The 17,873-nt window shown below is 48.5% G+C and carries 12 protein-coding genes and 4 tRNA genes; 7 read left to right on the top strand and 9 right to left on the bottom strand.

The genetic code is table 11. The features are described from left to right. Window positions 1-7 precede the first annotated feature (7 nt). From NZ653_03505 to NZ653_03490, 4 genes are all read right to left on the bottom strand, one after another. Window positions 8-2,200, bottom strand: coding sequence for a YfhO family protein (locus NZ653_03505; protein ID MCS7286186.1), 2,193 nt, complete (start codon window positions 2,198-2,200; stop codon window positions 8-10). After that, complete coding sequence (locus NZ653_03500) at window positions 2,193-3,233, bottom strand: phosphoesterase (protein MCS7286185.1); 1,041 nt, start codon at window positions 3,231-3,233, stop codon at window positions 2,193-2,195. The genes NZ653_03505 and NZ653_03500 overlap by 8 nt, the downstream gene beginning before the upstream one ends. A gap of 210 nt (window positions 3,234-3,443) precedes the next feature. Then, a complete protein-coding gene (gene cobO, locus NZ653_03495; GenBank protein ID MCS7286184.1) occupies window positions 3,444-3,971 on the bottom strand; it encodes a cob(I)yrinic acid a,c-diamide adenosyltransferase in 528 nt (175 codons plus the stop codon). Next, window positions 3,968-5,020 carry a DUF3048 domain-containing protein gene (locus tag NZ653_03490; GenBank protein ID MCS7286183.1) on the bottom strand — a complete coding sequence of 351 codons (1,053 nt, stop codon included), beginning with the start codon at window positions 5,018-5,020 and terminating at the stop codon, window positions 3,968-3,970. Before NZ653_03490 ends, cobO begins: the two co-directional genes overlap by 4 nt. Window positions 5,021-5,593: 573 nt before the next feature. On the opposite strand from NZ653_03490, the gene NZ653_03485 reads away from it, so the two are divergent. The 3 genes from NZ653_03485 to NZ653_03475 are packed head-to-tail and all read left to right on the top strand — an operon-like array spanning window position 5,594 to window position 12,779. Then, on the top strand, window positions 5,594-7,777 hold the full coding sequence (locus tag NZ653_03485) for a sodium-translocating pyrophosphatase (GenBank protein ID MCS7286182.1): 2,184 nt from the start codon (window positions 5,594-5,596) through the stop codon (window positions 7,775-7,777). Further along, window positions 7,774-9,996: a 6-pyruvoyl-tetrahydropterin synthase-related protein gene (locus tag NZ653_03480; GenBank protein MCS7286181.1), complete on the top strand. Its 2,223-nt coding sequence runs from the start codon at window positions 7,774-7,776 to the stop codon at window positions 9,994-9,996. The genes NZ653_03485 and NZ653_03480 overlap by 4 nt, the downstream gene beginning before the upstream one ends. A gap of 5 nt (window positions 9,997-10,001) precedes the next feature. Beyond that, the gene (locus NZ653_03475; GenBank protein ID MCS7286180.1) at window positions 10,002-12,779 is read left to right on the top strand and encodes a glycosyltransferase family 39 protein; all 2,778 of its coding nucleotides are present in this window, start codon (window positions 10,002-10,004) and stop codon (window positions 12,777-12,779) included. On the opposite strand, the gene NZ653_03470 is transcribed toward NZ653_03475, so the two are convergent. The 5 genes from NZ653_03470 to NZ653_03450 all read right to left on the bottom strand — a co-directional run bounded on the left by NZ653_03470 (window position 12,754) and on the right by NZ653_03450 (window position 13,825). After that, window positions 12,754-13,494, bottom strand: coding sequence for an A24 family peptidase (locus NZ653_03470; protein MCS7286179.1), 741 nt, complete (start codon window positions 13,492-13,494; stop codon window positions 12,754-12,756). The two genes, NZ653_03475 and NZ653_03470, sit on opposite strands and share 26 nt — an antisense overlap. Before the next feature lie 21 nt (window positions 13,495-13,515). Beyond that, window positions 13,516-13,588: transfer RNA gene (locus NZ653_03465), tRNA-Cys, on the bottom strand. A 6-nt stretch (window positions 13,589-13,594) separates the two neighbouring features. Continuing rightward, window positions 13,595-13,666: transfer RNA gene (locus tag NZ653_03460), tRNA-Ile, on the bottom strand. Window positions 13,667-13,668: 2 nt separating this feature from the next. Next, a tRNA-Gly gene (locus tag NZ653_03455) sits at window positions 13,669-13,740 on the bottom strand. A gap of 8 nt (window positions 13,741-13,748) precedes the next feature. Next, a tRNA-Pro gene (locus tag NZ653_03450) sits at window positions 13,749-13,825 on the bottom strand. A gap of 721 nt (window positions 13,826-14,546) precedes the next feature. Between NZ653_03450 and NZ653_03445 the strand changes: the two genes are divergently transcribed. From NZ653_03445 to gatB, 4 genes are all read left to right on the top strand, one after another. After that, entirely contained in the window at window positions 14,547-14,804 is a 258-nt protein-coding gene (locus NZ653_03445) for a hypothetical protein (protein MCS7286178.1), read from the top strand. Window positions 14,805-14,877: 73 nt separating this feature from the next. Next, a complete protein-coding gene (locus NZ653_03440) occupies window positions 14,878-15,399 on the top strand; it encodes a cysteine hydrolase (protein ID MCS7286177.1) in 522 nt (173 codons plus the stop codon). Window positions 15,400-15,423: 24 nt separating this feature from the next. Beyond that, the gene (locus NZ653_03435; protein MCS7286176.1) at window positions 15,424-16,440 is read left to right on the top strand and encodes a nicotinate phosphoribosyltransferase; all 1,017 of its coding nucleotides are present in this window, start codon (window positions 15,424-15,426) and stop codon (window positions 16,438-16,440) included. Beyond that, on the top strand, window positions 16,430-17,869 hold the full coding sequence (gene gatB, locus NZ653_03430; protein MCS7286175.1) for an Asp-tRNA(Asn)/Glu-tRNA(Gln) amidotransferase subunit GatB: 1,440 nt from the start codon (window positions 16,430-16,432) through the stop codon (window positions 17,867-17,869). Before NZ653_03435 ends, gatB begins: the two co-directional genes overlap by 11 nt. Window positions 17,870-17,873 lie beyond the last annotated feature (4 nt).

Genomic DNA, 17,873 nt, shown 5'->3' with positions numbered 1-17,873 from the left:
TCCCTTTTTAAGATTTAACCCAAAACCTCCGAAATCTATTCCCTGAAGAGAGCACAAAGCAGACTAAAAGCCCCAGGAAAGTCGTGAAGCTCAGCCCTGCCCCTAAATAAAGGCTGACAGGCCGATATCGGAATGAGATCAGATGTTCACCCTCAGGAACTATTATCCCACGAAAGGCACCATTCACCCGGTAAATGGTAACCGGACGGCCATCAACTTCTGCTTGCCAGCCAGGGTAATGGCTTTCTACGTATACCAGCAATCTCGGAACTTCAGCCCTGACCCTTAAAACGGCGAAGGTCTCTCCCCGCTCCAGAATTTCTACCCTCTCGCTTTCTTTCAGAGGAACTTCAGGAAGGTGGGGGAACTCAGCCGGCACAACCGCCATTGAGTTTGGGTTAAAATCGGGGGAGTTCAATATGGAGACGATTTCCCCATCGTTTTGGGCCCTTCGGACTTCTTCTACCAGATAGGCCCTGGGATTAAAGCCAAAAAAGGCGTAAAACTTAAGGTCATCTTTTTCGTAGAGTAACTTGAAAGCCCCGTGAGTAATATCCCTTTTTGTGGCCAGAATGTGAACGTTCATGAGCTTGAGACGCGTTATCTCTTCTACGTTAGCCATAATTCTCTTGTGCCAGGCCATCTGAAGGGGGGCCATCCCGAAGATGCTTTCAAGGCCAAGGAAAACCCCAAAGTCTGCAAAGCCCGATTCGTATCCTTCTACCCGGAACACACCGGGAATGGTCTGGAGAGGCTCAAACTTTTTCACCGCATCAAAAGGAGGATGGATGCCCCGAGCCGGTTCAAGAATTCTTCCCATGTTTATGGTGAAAAGGTCCAGTATAAGAATGATGGGTAAAAGGAGATGGCGGAGTTTCTCTCCAGCTAACTCAAAGGCTCCCCATATTGCCAGGAGCAATAGGGAATCATAGGCCAGAGAATCCAAGAGCCAGCTGTAGTGAGGAGGTTGGAGAGGTGAAGCTTTAGTTGCCAGAGAAACTAAAACCCAGGCTCCTGAAAAAGCTATAAAAAGAGCCCTTAAAGGCTTGCGCAAACTGTGGCCCTCTCCTTCCAAACTTGCAAAACCTATGGAAGCTAATATTGCTATCGCGAAGTTGAAGTCTAAAGCCATTCTTTCCACATTGCGTAGGTAACCGGGGAAGATTAGCTTTTGAAACAGGTAGAAGATGGAAAAAAGTGCGAAGTTTTCCCCAAGGGAAAAGAAAAGGCTTGCGAGGGCAATCCAGAACCAGAAAAGCCCCTGTTTCTTCCATACTGCATAAACTGCCAGGATGATAGCCACGAGGCCAGGGTATAAAGCGTAGCTTCCCACCACGTGGGGCAGCACGGCTCCCATCAGTTCCCACCAGGCAAATCCTCCTTCAGAGACATACTCCCAGGTTATGACTGCGCGATCTGAAAGCCTGATGAGCTCCAGAGTGGGAATAGCCTGGATTGCTCCGAATCCTCCGCAGAACAAAAGCGCTACCGTTAAGAGTCCAAAAGTTTCCTTCAGAGTGAGCTTCTTAATGTGCGCTCGGTAGAAAAACCAGGAGAGGAATAGGATGAAAATTTCCAAATAAGCTTGCGGGCGCCCTGCTAGAAAAACCATCGCCAGGCTGAGTCCAGATAATCCTGCCCACAGGAATGCTTTCCGGTCAATGGCGATAGTGGCGGTCAGAAGGGACGCAGGCAACCAGATATCGGCTTCCAGCATGGAAAGTTGAAGAGGGGGAAAGCCTGTAAGGTATCCGCCAAAGGAGAAGGAAAGAGCCGCCAGGAAAGCCCCTCCCCGGTTCCCCGTTAGATAGAAGGCGAAAAGATAGGTGAAGAAAGCAGCCAGGAGAAAATGGAAAAAGGCTTCCCACTGGAGGGCTTCCAGTGAGAGGTTCCCCCTGGTTAATAGAGCGGTAACCCACGCGATGGGGTAAAAAGTAGCGGCCTGAGGGTCAGCAAAATGGGGATAGCCACACGAAACAAAAGGGTTCCAGAGAGGGAGGCGTCCATTTGCCAGGTGGGAAGCAGCATAATACCGCGCAGGAAAAAAGATATGGGTGAAATCCCCTGCTTTGAACCTGGCCCTATCGGCCGGGTCTGGAATCCATATTCGCCAGAAGAAAATAAACACTGCGAGGACCAGCATTGAGAGGTGAATCCCATCCCGCCACGAAAGTCTGAACTTAGAATCCAGTCTATTCATCCCTGAATCCCAGTCCTTCCATCAATATCTTCCAGGATTCAAAAGGGATCACACCGCTTGAAGCCTGGTCGTGGCCGTATCCCATATAGCCCTCAGCCACGTCCACCTCTATCTGGCCTAGGAAATCCAGCACATTAACATCAGCGGCAGTTCGCACGCTGAAGGCAACGTAGCCGGGTATGTAACCGTGGTTTGCCACGATTACGATATATTTTGGGAGGCGAGTGCGCCATATTTGAGCGACGAGCGGGTGAACGTAGCAAGGGGTGGAAATTTCCACTAAGGCCACGTTGCCCCTGAACCTGGGGGAAGCTTTTTTAGCCTCTTCCAGAGCCGCTTTTGATTCCTCTCTAAATTTGTGGAGCAAACGAGCCTCTGGGCTTGCTCCCTCTACAATTTCCCTGGGGTGCGAAGCTTTGAGCACTGCCCTCAGAGCCACCGAAGCATCGCCAGAGCTGCTCCTGCGGGCAGCGTTGACCAAGGCTGTAGCTTCTTTCAACCATTTGGCTTTATATTTCTCTTTAGCCTCCCTCACGATATCAAAGGGCGCTTTATCTCCCAGATCGCTCAACGTTCCTATTGCTGCCACCCAATCCAGATCCTCTATATTGGCTATACTCCGGCAAAGCCAGAAAGTAAGAAGACTGGTGTTAGGGATAGGATCCCAGTGGTAACTGGAAACGAGAACACCTTCCGGAGGCACCCCGTAAGGGCGGTGGTGGTCTATGAAAAGGGTAGGCACTCCCGGCACTACCGGTTCTTCTTTGCACCCAAGGTCCAATACAAAAAGCCTTTCAGGAGCGAATTCTGTAGCTTGTTTCTTAGTCAATGGAGTGTAGGCATTCTGGCCTTTCCCCGTTATGAGGATGGAAAAGTCTTTGAAACCCAAACGCTCCAGGGTTTTGTACATTATAGCTCCGGCCCCCACGCCATCGGCATCACTGTGGGAAATGATCAAAGTATGAGCATAAAGAGGACAGCGGTCCAAAAAGGCTTTGAAAATTTCCACCGCTTCCTGGACCTTTTCATCCATTTCTTCCCTCCTCTCCCAGAGAGCCAGTTTATTATAAGTCAACACTTCCAGCGAGCCAAGTAACTGAAGATTGCTTCCAGTGGCTTGAGAAGGCAAATCACCAGCTGAGGCCCTTCACAGCTTGCTCTTTCTAGGTTTCTAATGAGAAGTTTGACAGGCCACAGGCGGTATCCCCATAAAAGGGTGACTGCTGCCTCTTTCAGCCCTGAACTAATAATCAATCCCCTTGCGAGCAACGATTCCTTCCCGATAGGGGTGTTTCACCTCCTTCATCTCGGTAACAAGGTGGGCCCGTTTGATAATTTCGGGGTGGGCATTGCGGCCTGTGAGGATGAGTTCAACCCCTTCCGGCTTTTCCTCCAAAAGAGCTATTACTTCCTCCAACGATAAAAGGCCAAAGTCCAGGGCTACGTTAATTTCATCCAGGACTATTATGTCATACTGGCCCGAAAGCATCGCCCGGCGGGCTTCTTCCAGGGCCTCATGGGCCATTTCTATATCCTGCAGCGAGGGATTGTTGCGATCCACAAAATGGGGGCCTCCAAACTGCCGCAGAGTTATTTCGGGTATATTTCCCACTGATTTGAGTTCCCCGTAGTTGGGCCAGCCTTTCATAAACTGGATTATGCAGGTCTTGAGGCCATGGCCTGCTGCTCTCAAGGCTAAACCTAAAGCGGCCGTTGTTTTACCTTTACCATCGCCTGTGTAAACCTCTATAAGGCCCTTTTTTAAACTCATTTAATTTTGACCTCCATGTCCAGCGGGACGAGCTCAAACCAAGTGTTCCCGGGTTTAAAGGGAAATATATTCCCACCGTAATCCAGAATTTTCAGAGGGTCGGGGCGGGATGGCCTGCTCCATATCGCATCGTAAACTCGTCCATCCCGGCATACCTGAGCTTTGCCCTGGCCCCATAGCTGTATCTGGACGGATTTAGCTCCTAGGACATCTTCCACTATTAAAGTTTCCACATGGTGCACGTAAACTATAACCACATTTTTCACCGCAATCTGCTCGCCGGTTAGGGCATCGAGGTGAGGCTCTCCTGCAATGAAGCGGAGGTAAGCCTCTTTCCTGGGATCGTAACGGTAAAAGACATCCGAATACTTGCGATGGTAAGGGATTGATATTTCGTTAGCCGGAAGGCCATGAGGCGGGGGATCTTTAGCAAAGACCATGTGATTTATATCCACCTTCTGGTTTATACCTCTCTGAGTCGCCACTTTCCAGAGAGAAGTGGTGCTGGTGAAAAGAGTGTGCTCAAAAGCTTTGCCTGGCTCCTTTATCCGGAAAAATCCAGGATCCCCGCGCCATTCCGAAAGAGTATACTGGGCGAAATCGCAATTATCCAGCATCCTGGTTATTTCCCCCGAAGCTCCTGAGTAAGCAAAAATAGCCTGGTAGAAAAGAGGGATCTCCAGGTCAATAAGTCTGGCACTTCTTATAGAGCCTATGCGTTCAGCTTCTTTGCAGAGGAATATAGCGGTAAAACGGGTCAAGCCCCCTTCAGCCAGATGCTCAAAGACAATATCCGCAAAAGAGAGGCCCGATTGAGGCCTTACTTCTGGAGAGTTGGCGATCTTTACGGCCAGGGGCCTGCGGTTAATTTTCTCCGGGTTATCCACTGGTTCCCCTGTGAGAGGACAGAACTCGGTAATGGGGGTGGGGGTCGGTGTGGGGGTCTCTAGGTTTAATAGATTTGCTTTGACAACAGTTAAAGTTTGGGTTGGGATCGGTTTTGGGGTTTTGGTGGGAGTTGGGGGGGGGCCGGGCTTAAGAAAGAACAAGAGGTGAGGAACAACGCTAAAGCCAAAAAGCTTGCTAACTTTTTCATCCTTTCACCTCCTGTTGAGGTTTAAAGCCCTGTAATCTTCTATAAAAGGGCTACGGAGAAAGAGGGAGTGCAGCGAAGGTTATGCTTATTATAAGCTCGGCATTGGTGCGTGGCAAATTATACAGAAGGCTCGCTGCTGGAATTCCCCTTTGCCCCCTGAGTCATGAGGAAAGTTTTATCCTAATCTTCAAAGACAAGGCAGATTCTGGGCCCAAAAGCCCGTCGCCATCCGTATCAATCCACCCCTCACAGCCCTCAGCCAAACCAGCATGAACGCCTTCTTTCACCAGAGGATTACCGGAAAAGAGTGCCCGGACGTGGCGCATTAGCGGTATTGGACTTTTTCCTTATCTCCACCGGGTTCATCTCCTAAGCCATGCTGGATATCGCCCTTTTCAAGATTGCGCCATCGCTTGGTAGCACTCCCCACAGCGCAGGAACTAGGCGCATTTGACAGAATGAAGCATTAGGATTAGAATAATTTTACCCCTTTTGGCGAAAATTTTTAATTAGGAGGTGTAAAGTGCTGGAGGGAGCCAGCGCATTCGAAATCTTCGGGGTGTGGAGCATTCTTCTGATAGCTATTGTGGGCCTCCTGTATGCCCTCTTGCTGGGACGCCAAATCCTCCGTGAGCCCAAGGGCACAAAAGACATGGAAGAAGTGGCTGAGGCCATCCGCAGCGGTGCACAGGCTTACCTCAATACCCAGTTTCGCACTATCCTCTGGCTCATAGTTCTTTTAGCTGTAATTCTATTCTTTTCGGCCCATCTGGCTGGGGAACCTCTGAAAATATCCATTGGGCGAGCTCTTGCTTTCGTTGTTGGAGCGACTTTCTCCGGAACAGTGGGCTACGTTGGAATGAGCATGGCTGTGCAGGGGAACGTCAGGGTAGCAGCAGCTGCCCGCCGATCTTTCGGTGATGCACTCCGGATAGCGTACCGCACAGGGACAATAACAGGCATGCTCACCGACGGCCTCGGCCTTCTGGGAGGCACCATAATATTCCTTATATATGGAATCCACGCCAAAGATGTGCTTTTGGGCTTTGGCTTCGGCGGAACCTTGCTGGCTCTCTTCATGCGAGTCGGTGGCGGGATCTACACCAAAGCTGCCGATGTTGGAGCAGACCTTGTGGGAAAAGTTGAACAGGGCGTTCCGGAAGATGACCCCCGTAATGCGGCTGTAGTGGCAGACCTGGTGGGGGATAACGTCGGGGATTGCGCCGGGATGGCCGCTGATATCTTTGAATCTTACGAGGTTACCATTGTTTCAGCTATGATCCTGGGCATAGGAGTGATGCACTATCTTGGTAACCTCCACGATTACCGATGGATTGTATTCCCCCTAATGGTGCGGGCCATTGGGGTCCTGTCCTCAATAATTGGGACTTATGCTGTCAATGCTCGCAGCGAGCAAGAGAACGCTATGGATGCCATAAAGAGGGGCTACAACATTTCCGCCATCACTTCTATAATAGGTTTCTTCCTCCTGGCTAAGTTCTACGCTAATGACCTCAGGCTCTTTTGGGCAACTCTGTCCGGTATAATCCTGGCTGTAGTTATAAATTACCTTACGGATTACTTTACCGGCACCAGGTTTGCGCCCGTGCAGGAGATAGCCCGTTCTACTCGCACCGGCTCAGCAACCACTATCCTAACGGGGTTGGCCACAGGGTATGAAAGCACAGTGTGGGCTATATTAGTCATAGCCGTTGCCATAGGCTCTTCTATTTTGATCTTTAGAGGGGAGCCGGCCCTCATTTTCTACGGTGTAGCTCTCACCGGCATAGGAATGCTAACTCTTACAGGCAACAATGTATCGATGGATGCCTTCGGCCCTATAGCGGACAATGCTAACGGTATTGGTGAGATGGTGCAGCTGGAACCATCTGCCCGTAACATCCTGGCTCATCTGGACGCTGTCGGGAATACCACCAAGGCTATAACAAAGGGAATTGCTATAGGGTCGGCGGTGATTGCAGCAGTATGCCTCTTTGGGTCTTTCACCGAGGAGACCGGAATCCAAGCCTTTGCTATAAACGTGGTCAAACCTGAAGTTTTCATTGGCTTGCTTGTAGGAGGAGCAATCCCCTTCTTATTCAGCTCTCTTACAATAAGGGCGGTGGCAAGGGCTGCTTCCTTAATAATAGTTGAAGTTCGAAGACAGTTCCGCATCCCAGGCCTCATGGAAGGCCTCATCAAACCCGATTATGCCAAGGCTGTCACCATCTGCACTCGGGCTGCTCAGCGCGAACTCATAGGCCTTGGGCTTCTGGCGGTCCTTTCTCCTGTAATTGTTGGATTCGCCCTCAGGGAAGAGGCTTTAGGAGCCTTTCTGGCAGGCATAATCCTCACGGGACAGCTTCTGGCCGTCTTCATGGCCAATGCTGGGGGAGCCTGGGATAATGCCAAAAAGACAATAGAAGATGGCCTCTATGGCGGGAAAGGTTCCGAAGCCCACAAAGCCAGCGTTGTGGGCGATACAGTGGGTGATCCTCTCAAAGACACCTCAGGCCCGGCCCTCAACCCCATGATAAAAGTTGTCAACCTGGTATCGGTTATAATTGCCCCTATCATTGTAAAGGTTTACTCTCCCCACTCCTCGGCTAAATGGCCCATTTACATCTTCCTGGCCCTGTGCCTCATAGTTGTAGGTATAGCTATATGGTACAGCAAGAAAGAAGCGCACTTCCTGCCAGAAGAAGAATGAAAGTATGGCTTAAGAGGGTCTGGAAATTTCCAGGTCCTTTTTTACTTTTAATTTTGACCCTTCCCGCCCTTCTGCCCCTTTTTAAACCAGGTTTATGGGCCTCCCACGACCCATTCCACCATCTTTTCCGGGCTTTTGACCTGGACTATGCTCTTCGCGGGGGTGAATTATACCCTCGGTGGCTTCCAAACCTAGGTTTTTTTTACGGCTATCCAGTTACCAATTTCTATGCCCCACTAAGCTATTACCTTGTAGTTTTTTTCCACTGGCTTGGGCTTGGGTTTATAAATTCCCTCAAAGCCACCTTTGGCTTATCTTTCCTCCTGGCGGCTTTTACAGCTTACCGTTGGGCTGAGGACCTCTTCGGTGAAGAAGCGGGGCTTTGGGTGGCAGCCGTTTACACCTATTTCACCTACCATATAGCTAACGCCTATATCAGAGCTGCCTTAGCGGAACACCTGGCCTTTGTCTTCTTCCCCATAGTCCTTCTGCTTATACAGAAAATAGCCAGAAAAAGCACCCTGAAACTTGTGCCCTTCCTCGCCTTGGGGATAGCTGGCCTCATCCTGACCCATAACCTCTCGGCTTTCATTTTTGCGCCTTTTGTTTTCATTTACTCTTTAGTGGCAGTGCTGGCCCAACCTTACCGTCGAATAAAAGCTTTCGTTCTCCTCGCTGCCAGTGCAACCCTTGGCTTTACCCTCAGTGCCTTCTACTGGCTCCCCGCTCTTACCGAAACCAAATGGATCAGAGCTGGCCAGGTTGCCCCTTCAGTCACTGAGCCCTTGGAGTTTCTGCTTCCTGTCTTCGAATTAATTTCAAGATCATTGATTCACAAATACCCTCTCTCTCGGCACCTTTTGAGCCCCTGGCAAATTTTCTTAATAGTTTGCGGCTTAACTATAGCTCTGGTTGGATTTCGCACTTTCGCGAAAGAGAAAAAAATCTTACTCATGACGGCTGTTTTTTCGGTTGCCATTGCCGTTTTTATGAGTACTACCGCTTCCTCCTTCCTCTGGCTCCATTTTAAACCTCTTACCTTTCTTCAATTCCCCTGGAGATTTCAGACAATGGTGGGGCTTTTTGGAGCCATTCTGGTGGCTCCCTTGGCCAGCTTCCTAAGCCTTAGAGCTCCAAAACCTGTCAGGTTAGTAATTTTTAGCTTCGTGTTAGCGTTTTTAGCCTTCACTTCCCTTGCTGGAATAAAATGGGAACCTCTAACGTGGCCTGAAACAGGCAAACCGGTTCTTAGGGAAAAAGAAGTGGATTTCCATTCTATGGCCCAATACGACTACCAAACAGCCCTTTGGGCTAGGCTTTGGGGAGGGCCATGGCTTCTGGAGTATTTGCCGGTTACCGTAAAGGTTCCGAGAGAAGAGTTCTGGTTGCCCCGAGAAGGTCCTTCTCCGTGGCCCGAATCTTATCATTGGCCTGAAGAAATAAAACTGGAATCTGTTTGCCCGCTGAAATTCACTTTAACTATTAAATCTTCTCAGGAGACCTATATCCGCTGGCACCAGTTCTGGTTCCCCGGATGGAGAGCAACTGCTAATGGGCGTCCAATTCCCGTCACACCTTCCCCAGAGCTCGGCCTGATAACGGTAACGATACCTGCGGGAGAACACAAAGTAAAGATATGGTTTGGCGATACGTTGCCCAGAACCATAGGGAAAGCGATCTCCTTAGCAGGGGTATTGCTTCTTTTATTGCTTTTATGGCGTGGGGGATTGCGCCGGCAACTTTTTGGACTTGCGTTGTTAGTTATCCTCTGGTTTGCCCTTTGGGGATGGCAAAATTTCCGCCAATCCACATGTGTTAGCCCTAAACCTACAAAGGTGATTTTTGAAGATAAAATAGCGCTTTTAGGAATAAATTTTAGGTTAGAAAAGGAAAAGGCAGAAGCAACCCTATATTGGATGGCCCTTAAGCCGATAGAAGAAAATCTAACGGCTTTCGTCCACGTTCTTGATCGTGAAGGCCAAAAGATATCTCAACACGATGGTCCTCCCGGGGAGAGTTTTTCCCCCACAACCCGCTGGGAACCTGGGGAAATAATACCTGACCGCCACCTTATTCACCTTCCACCTCAATCAACCCCAATGCGCATACGGGTGGGGTTGTATAGGTTCAAGCCGGACCTTAAGAATCTCGCCATGTATAACCTAAACAGCGCAGAATCAGGGGAAGCTTTAGAAATCGCCATTAGAGACAGGAATTGATTGAAATGAAGCGCTATAAACTTTTTGTGCTTGGTTTTTTGTTGATAAGTTTTGCCTTACGCCTTTACAAACTCGGAGCTTTTGAATTATGGGTGGACGAGGCGGCCAGTTATTATATTGCCAGTCTCTCTTCACCAAAGAAAATTTTAACATATAGCGCTACTGCTTTATACGAACATCCCCCTTTGTTTTACATCTTTTTGCATTTTTGGATTAAATGGATGGGAAAGGGTGAGTGGTTGTTACGTTTCCCTTCCGTGTTTTGGGGAGTTTTAAGCATAGCCTTAGCATGGCCTTTATTCAAAAGGTTGGTTGACGAAAAAGTAGCTTTACTGACTGTAATTTTAATGACCTTTTATTCACCTCTTGTTGCCCTTTCACAGGAAGTTCGCATGTACGCTCTTGTAATAGCCCTAAGTTTGGTAATAAATTTGGTACTCCTGGCTTTTTCGGAAAGAAATCCTTTGGCTGGAATGGCGTTTTACATCATTGTGGCTATCTTGGGATTTTTAGTTCATTATTTTTTCCTGTGGATTTTTATCGCTCACTTATTGTGGATTGTTTACTTAAACCACAAAGGTTACAATGTGAGCTACAAGCTAATGGCGATAATCACTTCTTTCTTACTTTTATTGAGCATAATCATAATAACTTTCCCCAGCTTGACAGGCACCTTGATAAGAGAACTTAAGGCCCCAGCGTTAGCTACACCTCTAATGGAGCGAATCCGTATAGTTGCCCTTGAATTGACTATTGTAGGGGAGCCCAAACTTCGGCTTGATAGTCTACCTCAATGGGCAATTATTGCTGTTTGCAGTACATGGATTTTAGTTTTATATGGAGGGTTCATCGCGCTAAAATCTGTCAGTATAGGTCAACCCTTATCTGTCTTTTGGTTAGTTATTCCCATTTTAGGTTTAGTCCCTTTGTACGGAATGGTACGAGGGCGCCACTTAGCCTTTGTGCTACCTGCCCTTCTTATTCTGGTTAGTCTAAGCTTCAGCAAGTTAATCAAGAGGCAAAAATTGTTGGGAATAATTTTCGGAATTCTCTTATTTCTGAACCTCGTTTATGGATTAAAAGCTGTGTACACTTTCCCTAAAGGAGCCTTCGGTCAAGCCGCTCGTTTTATTATTGATAACAGTTACCCGGGAGATGCGGTTGTATTGAGCTTTCCAATGGCAGACATTCTGGCTCATTACTACCTCAATTCGGAAAATCTAACCATCTATAAATTGCCAGAAAAGCTCAGTTTTATCCCACGAGAATGGGAATTCCCTTCAGAAGAGCAAATAGAAGCAAAATTGCGGGACATTTTTTCTAAACATCCCCGATTGTGGCTTGGTCCCTATACACCTGCAGCATTGGATCCAGAAGGGAAGATAGAGCAATGGCTTAACAGGAATGCCTTTCCAGTTATGAAAGTTTGGTTCCCTCAGAGCACCTTTATTGCTTTATACTTACCACCTTGGCTTTCTCCCGAAAAAGATGCTAACCAATTACCCATTAAAGCTGGGCAAATCCAGATCTTTTTGCCTTTGTCCAAACAGGAGAAACCAATTTCCGTAGGCCTTGGATATAATTTTGAAGACTTGCTCATCCTCAGAAAGGCTCGCATGGATAAATCTCCATTTAAAAGTGGCCAGGGTATCCGTTTAGAATTTCAGTGGGAAGTATTAAAAAGGCCAGAAACAGAAGTCTTGGTTGTGCTTTCTTTAAAAGATTCAGAGGGCAATCTCGTAGCAAAGAGGTTAAGTCCTCTACAAAGCGGTTCTTGCCCTTATGTTTTGTGGAATCCTGGGGAATTAATAAAAGACCACCATGGTCTTTTGATACCGCCGGGCACATTGCCCGGAAAGTATGAATTATGGCTTAGCCTCTATTTGCCAGATTATGACAGAAACGTTAGCATTCAGGGTGAAACTGAAATCAAATTGACTGAATTTCAGGTAGAACCTGGGTTTTTCCCTCATCCAGCTGTTAAATTTGGCATTTACTTTCCAAAAATTACTTTGATAGGGGCTGATAGATGGCCCGAAGAATTACTGCAAGGGCAGTTTTTAATTTTAACTCTTTATTGGGTGCCTCATACAGATGAAGAGTTTTCCCTGCGTTTATATTTACGTAACGACCGAGGAGATGTTTTAGCCCAAAGTGAGGGGTTCCTTAAGCCAGCAGAAGCCGGGATAAATGTTCCGGTAAGAAGCACTTTTAGTCTCTTAATGCCAGGGCGCTTAAAGCCTGGGAAATATTTAATCCAAGGAGAAATAAAAAACAGACGAACAGGGGAAAGTTTCGGGTGGATTTTAGGCAAAGTAAAAATTCACCCCATCTCTCGTTCCTTTCGTAAACCATCCGATATCATCATTTCTGAAGCTACGGTGGAAAATGTGGCCAAGCTTATAGGCTATAAACTAAATGCTTTACAAGTTGAGGCTGGTAAATCTTTTCTCTTAACCCTTGTCTGGCAAGCTATAGGCGAACCACAAGCGAATTATACTGTTTTTACCCATCTCGTGGGTCAAGATGGTAAAATATGGGGCCAGAAAGATAATCCACCAGCTAGAGGTTTAAGGCCTACTAGTACCTGGGTCAAGGGAGAATATATAATAGACGAATACTTGATCTCAGTTCACCCTGATGCATCAGAAGGGATTTATACCCTTTATGTTGGTTTTTATAACCCTCAGACAATGGAACGTTTGCCAGCTCTGGCCGCTGGAGGAGAACGTTTTCCCAATGATGCAATACCGATTGCTAAGATAAAAATAACCAGAAAATAAAGAAGCTAAGGATAAGGCCGGGGCCATAAGGAAATGGAGCCAGCGGATTGAAGCGTTTGCTAAAAAGTCCTTTGATTATTAACGCTAACACTATAACGCCATTGATTAAAACTCCTGTTAAAAGCGCTCTTAATCCGGTTGGGTATCCAAGTATAATCCCTATTAAAAATGCCAGCTTAACATCTCCCATTCCGAAAGCTACTTCTTCCACAGCTCGCCAGCGCGTGTAAACTTGCCCCAATGCATAAAAAGCCAGGAAAAGCAAAAAGGAGATAGCTCCTCCTAAGAGATGGTTGCTTAAGTGGGAGCCTCTTACTGTTTCCCCAATTATGGCCAGAGCTATTGTTAGATGCACTATCAAACTGGGAATGACTTTATAATTAACATCCGTCAGGAAAAGAATGATAAAAGAGGCTCCGTAAAGGAGGGCAAAAAAGGTGTAAAGGGAAAAACCAAATTTTTGCCATATGAGGACGAAAATCGCTGGGGTAAATATTTCGGCCGAAGCATAAGTGATAAGGTATGGAGCTCTACAGGAAGAACATCGGCCTCTTTGTAATATTAAACCCTTTAAAGCTAACAGTGGCTTATAAGGTGTTTGGCAATAAGGACATAAGGGAGTTGTTTTTTTGTTGATGAGGAAATTAGCAACCCTAACCAGAACAGGTCCAATTAAAAAGCCTATAACGGCCAATATAAGGGGCATGTTTTTCATAAAGTAGAGATTAAATTTAAAAGGCGGCGGCCGGATTCGAACCGGCGAATGGGGGTTTTGCAGACCCCTGCCTTAACCACTTGGCTACGCCGCCTTAGAATGGGCCCACCTGGATTCGAACCAGGAACCCGCCGGTTATGAGCCGGCCGCTCTACCGTTGAGCTATGGGCCCAAAGCGGGAGACGGGACTCGAACCCGCAACACACGGCTTGGAAGGCCGTTGCGCTACCTTTGCGCCACTCCCGCATCTAACTTGGTCGGGGCGAGAGGATTTGAACCTCCGACCTCAGCGTCCCAAACGCTGCGCGCTCGCCAGCTGCGCCACGCCCCGTTTCTAAATATATTATACTCAAAATGCCCATTTCAGTCAACTTGGTGTGAAGCTGGAGGGCATGATTTGTCAGCAAGTTGTTGGGCAGATTGAACGGCTTGCCTTCCGGGCAGAGAGAGGTGCGGGCTCAAAGGTTGAGTTTCTAGGCCGACTTTGCCCACCCGGAGGCCTTTGGGTGAACCCTCTGGTTGGAGGGGTATCGGCGAGGAGTGACCCAAGCGAGAGAGGCGGCGTATCAGGCAGTGAGCTATTACACCAGCAACCGGAGCAAATGCGCTATCCGGAGTATCGGGAGAGGGGCATTCAAATCGGAAGTGGGGCAGTGAAAAGTGGGTGCAGAGACGTGATTGGCCATCGTTTGAAGGGAGCAGGGATGAGTTAGAGTGTGCTCAGGGGGTGGCCCACCTGCGAGCCTGACCGAAAAGCGGTCGCTGGGAAGAGGCAATTGCTCAACGCCTTCCTCCTTCCCGAACCTATGCCTGCCATTCGGCGCACCCTGACTAACAAATCATGAATGCACTCCTTAGTCGGCGAATTTTGAAAAACCAAAGAAGTAACACACAAGTTCTCCTTTCTCGCTGAGGAGAGGCTGAGGGCTCACCGTTGTTGGACGTGGGAAGAAGATTGAAGCCCGTTCTGCCACAGTTCATGTGGGAAATATATGTTTTCGGAGGACGACCAAAGGTTGCTGGAGTTCTGGTAATGTATTAGGTGGGTATGAATGAGGCGGGCCCAAAGGACCCGTTTTCCTCGCTCTATTAAAGTAGTGGTAAGGGATAGGGGGTTCTTGTGGTCAACAATCGGCCGGGACGGACGACTGGGAGTTCTGGGCTCGGCCATGAGGAGTGCGGTTACAAAAGCTGGAAAGGGTGAAGGCGGCGTTTACACTGTGCAGCGGATAAGGAGTCAGAAGAAGAAGGAACTTAAAGGTTGCTTTCTTGGTTTTCAGAATTTGCCAGCCAGATGTGTGATGGTGTAGTTGCTCATCGGGTTTTGACTAAAGCTTGGTATTTGGTTAAAATTCCTATGAATTTTACAGATGGAGGTGTAGTATGGCTAATGCTGTCATAGTGGTGGATATGCAGAGGGGATTTCTGGAGGAAGGGTTCCCTCTTTATTGTGGGCCTGAGGCTCGCAAAATTATACCGGCGGTTCAAAAGCTTCTGGAAGAGGAGCTGGCAAAGGGTTCTTACCTCTTCTTCACGGCTGACTCCCACGACCCAGATGACAAAGAGTTTCAGATGTTTCCACCTCATTGCGTGAAGGGCACTCCTGAAGTGGAAATTATCCCAGAGCTTAAAGAGTTCGTAGAGAAAGGGGTTGTGATTCCCAAACGGCGTTACAGTGGCTTTTTTGATACTGACTTGGATGAACGTCTGCGGGCTGTAAATCCCGATAAACTCATAGTATGTGGTGTTTGCACCGATATATGCGTCATGCATACTGTAGCCGATGCCCGTAACCGTGATTATCAGGTGGAAGTGCGCAAGGATTGCGTTGCCAGTTTTGACCCTGAAGCCCACAAGTTTGCCCTCAAACATATGGAGAAGATCCTGGGTGCTAAGGTGATATAATCTTAACCTGGAGGACAGTAAAGAATGGGAAAATTCCCCTTCTCCCACCCCATCCTTTCCGGGGAGACGGCAGATGTTTATTTTTTGCGCACCAAGGCTATCCTTGAAGCCGAAGGCCTTAACCCGGTGGTCACCATGGAGATATTCCCCAATAAGCCGGGGGTCCTGTGCGGAATAAAAGAAGTGCTGGAGCTTTTATCCATCGTTTTGCCGGAAAATGCGGAGGTATGGGCCCTGGATGAGGGGGAAGAAATGGCGGCCAAGGAGGTAGTCCTGCGAATAATAGCTCCTTACCTTAGCTTCGGAATGTATGAGACAGCCATCTTAGGAATTCTGGCCCACGAGAGCGGGTGGGCTACCGCCGCCAGAGAATGCGTCAAAGCTGCTGGGGATATCCCTGTGATAAGCTTTGGGGCCCGTCACGTTCACCCTGAGGTGGCGGCGAGAATGGAATATGCAGCCATAGTGGGAGGCTGCGCCGGCTGCGCTACAACCGCAGGTGCCAAACTCGCCGGAATAAAGCCTTCGGGCACGATGCCTCATGCTATGATCCTTATTTTCAACGATACTGTAAAGGCTATTGAGGCCTTTGACCGCCACATGCCTCCAGATGTGCCACGTATAGCACTGGTGGATACTTTTAAAGATGAAGCTGAAGAAAGCTTACGGGTGGCTCGGGCTTTGGGAAGAAAGCTGTGGGGCGTTCGCCTTGACACTCCTCCCGAAAGGGGCCGAGTAACTCCCGAACTGGTTAAGGAAGTAAGGGCCAGGTTGGACCAGGCAGGTTTTACGTGGGTGAAGATTGTGGTGAGCGGAGGTGTGGATGCAGAACGCATTCGCCTCTTCCGGGAAGCGGGAGCTCCTGTGGATGCTTTCGGTGTAGGAAGCGCTATAAGCGGTGCCCCTCCCATTGACTTTACCGCAGATATAAAAGAGGTGGAAGGTGAACCAAGAGCTAAAAGAGGGCGCATTCCTGGTCGCACCCATAACCCAAGGCTCAAGAAAGTGGAGTTAAAGAAAGGGGGATCGCATGGAATATGAAGCTGTTATAGGGATGGAAGTCCACGTCCAGCTCCTTACCAGGTCCAAAATGTTCTGTTCGTGCAGTGCTGAAACCTTTGGAGCTGAGCCTAACACCCTGGTGTGTCCTGTGTGTCTCGGTATGCCTGGGACTTTGCCGGTTATCAACCGAAAGGCTGTGGAATATACCATAATGACAGGCCTTGCCCTCCACTGCCAGATTGCCGAATTTGCAAAATTTGACCGCAAAAACTACTTTTATCCCGATCTTCCGAAAGGCTATCAGATTTCCCAGTATGACCTTCCTCTTTGCTTTAACGGCTGGCTTGAGGTGGAAGCAGACGGCCAGGTCCGGCGCATCAGGATCCGGAGGGTTCACCTGGAGGAAGATACTGCCAAGCTTTTCCATCTGGGGGATTACACCCTCATAGATTTTAACAGGGCAGGTGTGCCTCTCATGGAGATAGTCACCGAGCCCGATATCCGCTCGCCGGAGGAGGCGAGGCAATACCTTGTCAAGTTACGCAATATCCTCCGCTACCTCGGGGTCTCCACAGCTGATATGGAAAAGGGGGCGATGCGCTGTGAAGCCAACGTCTCTTTAAGGCCCAAAGGCTCCACAGAACTCGGGACCAGGGTGGAAATCAAGAATATAAATTCCTTCCGATTTGTTAAACAGGCTCTTGAATACGAGATTGAAAGGCAGAAAAAACTCCTGGAGCGGGGCGAGAAAGTAGAACAGATTACTGTAGGCTGGGATGAAGAGAGAGGGAAGACCGTAATCCAGCGCACCAAAGAGTACGCTCATGATTACCGTTATTTTCCGGAGCCTGATCTTCCCCCTTTGGTGATAAACAGAGAATGGGTGGAGGAGATTAAAGCTTCTCTTCCGGAGTTACCTGATGCCAGAAGCGAACGTTTTCAGAAGCAGTATGGCCTATCCCCTGCCGAAGCCCGTATTCTCACCGCTGAGAAAGAAGCAGCTGATTTCTTTGAAGCTTCCGTTGCCCTCTATCCCAATCCCCGCAAACTCGTGCATTGGGTAACGGGGGAAATTTTCCGGCTTCTTGGGGAGACAAATACCACTTTTGACTCCCTTAAATTCTCTCCCGAGAGCCTCGTTAGGCTCATAAATATGGTAGATAGAGGGGTTATAAACCAGAACACAGCTAAGGCGGTGCTGAGGGAGATGTTCAACACAGGAGAGGACCCGGAAACCATTGTGGACAGGAAAGGCCTCGCCCTTATTTCCGACGAAGCTTCTATCGTGAAAGTGATAGAAGAGGTCATTAGAGCCAACCCGGACGCTCTGGAGAGGTACCTTGGGGGAAAAGAGTCCACCTTTGGTTTCTTCATGGGCCAAGTGATGAAAGCCACTGGCGGACGAGCGGATCCCGCCCTCGCTTCCAGGCTTCTGAAGGAGAAGCTGGATCAGCTTAAAAACCGTTAGGAGG

Source organism: Anaerolineae bacterium (assembly GCA_025062375.1).
Classification (GTDB): Bacteria; Chloroflexota; Anaerolineae; order SpSt-600; family SpSt-600; genus SpSt-600.
The sequence above is the reverse complement of the archived record's forward strand: the minus strand, read 5'-3'. Positions and strand labels throughout refer to the sequence as shown.

Coding starts and splice junctions, on each gene's coding strand:
- NZ653_03440 (MCS7286177.1), top strand. CDS start 14,878: ATGGCTAATGCTGTCATAGTGGTGGATATGCAGAGGGGATTTCTGGAG.
- NZ653_03475 (MCS7286180.1), top strand. CDS start 10,002: ATGAAGCGCTATAAACTTTTTGTGCTTGGTTTTTTGTTGATAAGTTTT.
- NZ653_03435 (MCS7286176.1), top strand. CDS start 15,424: ATGGGAAAATTCCCCTTCTCCCACCCCATCCTTTCCGGGGAGACGGCA.
- NZ653_03480 (MCS7286181.1), top strand. CDS start 7,774: ATGAAAGTATGGCTTAAGAGGGTCTGGAAATTTCCAGGTCCTTTTTTA.
- NZ653_03445 (MCS7286178.1), top strand. CDS start 14,547: ATGAGGCGGGCCCAAAGGACCCGTTTTCCTCGCTCTATTAAAGTAGTG.
- cobO (MCS7286184.1), bottom strand. CDS start 3,971: ATGAGTTTAAAAAAGGGCCTTATAGAGGTTTACACAGGCGATGGTAAA.
- NZ653_03500 (MCS7286185.1), bottom strand. CDS start 3,233: ATGGATGAAAAGGTCCAGGAAGCGGTGGAAATTTTCAAAGCCTTTTTG.
- gatB (MCS7286175.1), top strand. CDS start 16,430: ATGGAATATGAAGCTGTTATAGGGATGGAAGTCCACGTCCAGCTCCTT.
- NZ653_03470 (MCS7286179.1), bottom strand. CDS start 13,494: ATGAAAAACATGCCCCTTATATTGGCCGTTATAGGCTTTTTAATTGGA.
- NZ653_03505 (MCS7286186.1), bottom strand. CDS start 2,200: ATGAATAGACTGGATTCTAAGTTCAGACTTTCGTGGCGGGATGGGATT.